The 4,012-nt window shown below is 65.3% G+C and carries 3 protein-coding genes; all 3 read right to left on the reverse strand.

Annotated elements, in window-relative coordinates; genetic code table 11:
- Nucleotides 1-102 precede the first annotated feature (102 nt).
- Genes OO306_RS27710 through OO306_RS27720 form a run of 3 tightly spaced genes read right to left on the reverse strand, consistent with a single transcriptional unit; the run spans nt 103 to nt 3,714 of the window.
- Nucleotides 103-1,200 (reverse strand): DUF1513 domain-containing protein, encoded by a 1,098-nt coding sequence (locus tag OO306_RS27710; protein ID WP_238209490.1) that lies wholly within the window; start codon nt 1,198-1,200, stop codon nt 103-105.
- A 2-nt stretch (nt 1,201-1,202) separates the two neighbouring features.
- Entirely contained in the window at nt 1,203-2,267 is a 1,065-nt protein-coding gene (locus OO306_RS27715; protein WP_099430352.1) for an imelysin family protein, read from the reverse strand.
- Between the two features lie 19 nt (nt 2,268-2,286).
- Nucleotides 2,287-3,714 carry a di-heme oxidoredictase family protein gene (locus OO306_RS27720; RefSeq protein ID WP_099430351.1) on the reverse strand — a complete coding sequence of 476 codons (1,428 nt, stop codon included), beginning with the start codon at nt 3,712-3,714 and terminating at the stop codon, nt 2,287-2,289.
- Between the last annotated feature and the right edge of the window lie 298 nt (nt 3,715-4,012).

Consider the following 4,012-nt stretch of genomic DNA (forward strand, 5'->3'; position numbering starts at 1 on the left):
GCTGCGTAGCGGCCCCAGGATCTCAGCGTTAATGCAGAAATTGCTGGGGCCGCTACGCAGCCCTTTCGCGACGCAAGGCCGCTCCTACAAGGCCGGTGATAATCAGGCCAGGTGCAGGTGGTTGTCCCAGAACCCGGAAGGCAGGTCCATCGGTTGCCCGATCAGCTCAGCCTTGCGGCAATCGTAGAACCGGCAACGCCCCTGCCCGGAGGTGACGACAAAGCCATCCTTCACCGCGCCAACCCCGGCGCAATCTGGCATCGGCGCATCCAGCTTGACCGCGCCGCTGTCCAGGTCCCAGACAAACAACCGGTTGGCCCGCGGCGCCGTCAGCGCCACCAGCCGCAGGTCGCTGTGAATCGCCACGCTGGCGGTGTACTGGGCCATGGCCTGCAACTGCCGCTCCGGCACGGGGAAGGCCTTGAACGGCTCGCCCGGGCGCTTGATTGCCAGCAGCTCGGCGGTTTCGTCGGCGTCGCCCATGAATTGCTGGCAGGCGGCAATGGTGCCGTCGTCGCCAATTGCCAGGTGACGCACGCTGTTCATCTGCTGGGCGAGGGTTTCTTTACTCAGCAGGGTGCCGTCGCGCTGCATCAGGACCAGGCTTGGTTGCATGGCGTCGAGGTTCATCTCCACGCGGCTTTCGGCCTCGGTGCGGATGCCACCGTTGGCCACCACCAGGGTTTCCCCGTCCGGCAGCCAGGCCACTTCATGCGGGCCGATGCCGTGGGTCGACAGCTCGCCGCTGTGCACCAGGCGTTCGCCTTCGAAACGGTAGACACCGAGCACGCCGCGACCCGGGTCGGTAGTGTCGTTCTCGGTGGTGTACAGCCATTCCCCGCCCTTGTGGATGACCGCATGGCCGTAGAAGTGGCGGTTGGGCTGCGAGACCACGGTTTGCAGCAGCCGCCCATCGCGCAGGTCGACCAGGTAGCTTTCGGTACCTGGGCGGCGGGCGACGAACAGGGCGATCGGCAGCGTTGGGTGGTTGATGATGGCATGGCAACGCTGGGCAACCTGGGTGCTGAACACCTGGGTGCCGTCCAGGCGGAACCCGACGGCGTAATGCTTGCCATCGCCGTCGTCGCGCGCCGAGAGCAGCAGGGGTTCGCTGCCTTTGTTGCGGAACAGGCTCCAGCCGCCCAGGGTGAGGGCGCTGAGCAGTACGCTACCGAGTTTGAGGGCCTGGCGTCGCAGCATGATCAGTCACCGTCGTTGGCATTGAAGCCCAGCTGGATGTTCAACGCCTTGGCCAGCTCGCCTTCGTGCAGGCGGTGGACAACGTTGAGGCTGTCGTAGATCTGGTTGAGGGTCTGCTTGCCGGCGTCGTCGGCCAGCAACTCGCCGAGGGTTTTCTGATTGTCGGCCAGCTGTTTGAGCGCGGTGGCGTAGGCGTCGTCGATCTTGTCTGCCAAGGCTTTCTGGTCGCTGCCCAACAGGCCACGCAGGCCTTTGTTGTCGACCCCGACCCAGACCGCCTGGGCGGCCTTGAGGCTGGCCTCCAGGCTTTTGAGCGAAGCGTGGCTGCGCCAGGCCTCGGCCTGCAGCGGCTGGGCAATGCCCTTGCTCTGGCGGCCCATGGGGGCGCCAAGCTTCTTCTTCAGGGTGTCCAGGGCGGTGACCTGGGCGCGCAGCAGGTCGGCGATGGCCTCGTGGGAATCGGCGTAGCGCTGGTTGGGGAACTTGGTCATCTGCGAGAGCATGCCGTCGGTGCTGTTCCAGCCCTTGAGGATCTCTTCGGCCAAGGCCTTCTGGTGCTCGGCGATGGCCACCAGCAGTGGGCAGTAGCGGGCTTTCTGCTCTGCCGTGGCAACGTCTGGCTTGCTGTCGAAGAGGATGTACTCGTAAGCCGACAGGCCGCGCACCACGACGCTGGCCTTGCCCAGGGCAGCGGCGTCGACGGGTTTGTCACCGTTGACCAACTGCTCGACCTGGCGGCCGACCAGGTTCTTCTTGTCGGGCCAGAACTGCACCTGCCAGGCGCGGTTGCCTTCGGCCAACGGGCCGACCAGCAACGGTTGCAGCTCGGCCCAGGCTTTTTGCGCAGTGAGGAAGTCGGCGCGGGCGGTGTCCAGGTTCGCCTTGCCTTCGCAATAGGCCAGGGCGCTGACGGCCAGCTGGCGATCGGCTTCGACCCAGCGGCTGTAGGTCGGCAGGATCACCTGCTTGGCGATGGCGGCGGAGGTCACGGCTTGCGGGTCCTGCGGCGAGCAGGCACCGAGGGCGAGTGCGGCGAGGCTGGTGAACAACAGTTTGGGTCGGAACATGCCCGGCTCCTTGCGCGTTTTAAAGTGAGTTCAGGAAAGCCAGCAGCGCGGCACGCTGCTCGGCATTGAAGGTGAGGACGAAATTACGTGCCGCTTCGGCTTCGCCACCGTGCCAGAGCACGGCTTCGAGCAGGTTGCGGGCGCGGCCGTCGTGCAGGAACTGGCTGTGGCCACTGACCGTTTCACTCAGGCCAATGCCCCACAGCGGCGGGGTGCGCCAGTCCTGGCCATTGGCCGCGAATTCGGTACGTTCATCGGCCAGGCCCGGCCCCATGTCATGCAACAGCAGGTCGCTGTAGGGGCGGATCACCTGGCCGGCCAGCTCAGGTTCGGCCGCGTTTGCGGCGGTGGTGAACTGCGGGGTGTGACAGCCCTGGCAACCGGCTTGGAAGAACAGGTTCTTGCCTGCCAGCACCTGCGGCGCACCCACGTCACGACGGGCAGGCACACCCAGGTTGCGGGTATAGAAGGTGACCAGGCGCAGGATGTTGTCGCTGACTTCCTTTTCGCCCCCCATGCCATCGCCATTGGGCGCGGCCAGGCAGTCGACTTGCGCTGCGGTGCAGTCGTCCTTGGGTTGCAGGGTGGAGGTCAGGCCCATGTCGCCGGCAAACGCATGGACGTTCTGCTGGTTGACGTTGGGTTGCCCGGCTTTCCAGCCGAAGCGGCCCACCACGGTCTTGCCCTGGGCGTCATCCCAGACCCGATTGGCTCGGCCGCGGATGCCGTCGCGGTTGCGGTCGTCCGGGTCTTCGTTGGCCAGGATGTCGGCTTCGGGGATGGCTTCGAGCAGGCCGAGGCCGATCATCGGCGGCGCAACGCGGGCCGAGAAGCGGGTGTCAGGGTGCATTGCCCCGTAGCCCAGCTGGGTGATCTGCAAGCTGGGCCGACGCAGCTCGACCTGGTGGCCGTCCTTGAACGTGACGGCCTGGTTGGCGTAGGTCACGCGGACCTTGCCCTCCGGCGCCACGCCGGGGATAGCCATGTCCTGCAACTGGGTGCCGTACACGGGCTCGGGGACCACGCCCAGGCGCTCGACCACCTTGGCCAGGTAAGGCTGGTCGGGGATCGACAGGCGCACCAGCATCGACACCGCGTTGCTGTCATTGAGCTCGGGTGGGTGGCCGCGGCCATCGCGTACGTGGCAGTTCTGGCAGGCATTGGTGTTGAACAGCGGGCCGAGGCCATCACGCGCGGTGGTGGTGGACGGGGCGATCACCCAGGGGTTGCGGAAAAAACTGTTGCCGACGGCGAAGTCCAGGCGCCGCTCGGGCGAAAGGTTGGCCGAGGGCAGGGAATAGGCATTGCGATCGCTGCGCTGCACCGTCGCCTTGCCACCCGACAGCGCTTCGCCGGGCTCTGCCTGGGTGAAACGCGGGGCGTCGTCACAGGCGGCGAGGGCAAAGGCCAGCAGCAGGGGAGAGAGTCTGAACAGCGACGAGGACATCAAGGATCCTGGGCGTGAGCGAAAAACCGGCGTGCAAGCTTAGCAAAGTGGGGATGTTTGAATAAGAGCAATTTGCAATTGCTGGATGAAATCAGTGTCAGCTACATCTGTTGCCTGTGCTGGCCTCTTCGCGGGTAAACCCGCTCCCACACAGATCTCAGGATCATGCCCTCAGCCCGACGCCGACGTTGAACCTTGGCGTGATGGGGTTCCATTTCGACACCATCGATCGCAGCCTGGGCAATGTGGACGGACGCGAACTGGATATCTATGCCGAGTGGACCCTCAATGATCACCT

It is taken from the genome of Pseudomonas sp. DCB_AW (genome assembly GCF_026240895.1).
Classification (GTDB): Bacteria; Pseudomonadota; Gammaproteobacteria; order Pseudomonadales; family Pseudomonadaceae; genus Aquipseudomonas; species Aquipseudomonas kermanshahensis.

What these genes read in the sequence shown, in the direction of transcription:
- OO306_RS27715 (WP_099430352.1), bottom strand. Translation starts at nt 2,267, where the DNA reads ATGTTCCGACCCAAACTGTTGTTCACCAGCCTCGCCGCACTCGCCCTC.
- OO306_RS27720 (WP_099430351.1), bottom strand. Translation starts at nt 3,714, where the DNA reads ATGTCCTCGTCGCTGTTCAGACTCTCTCCCCTGCTGCTGGCCTTTGCC.
- OO306_RS27710 (WP_238209490.1), bottom strand. Translation starts at nt 1,200, where the DNA reads ATGCTGCGACGCCAGGCCCTCAAACTCGGTAGCGTACTGCTCAGCGCC.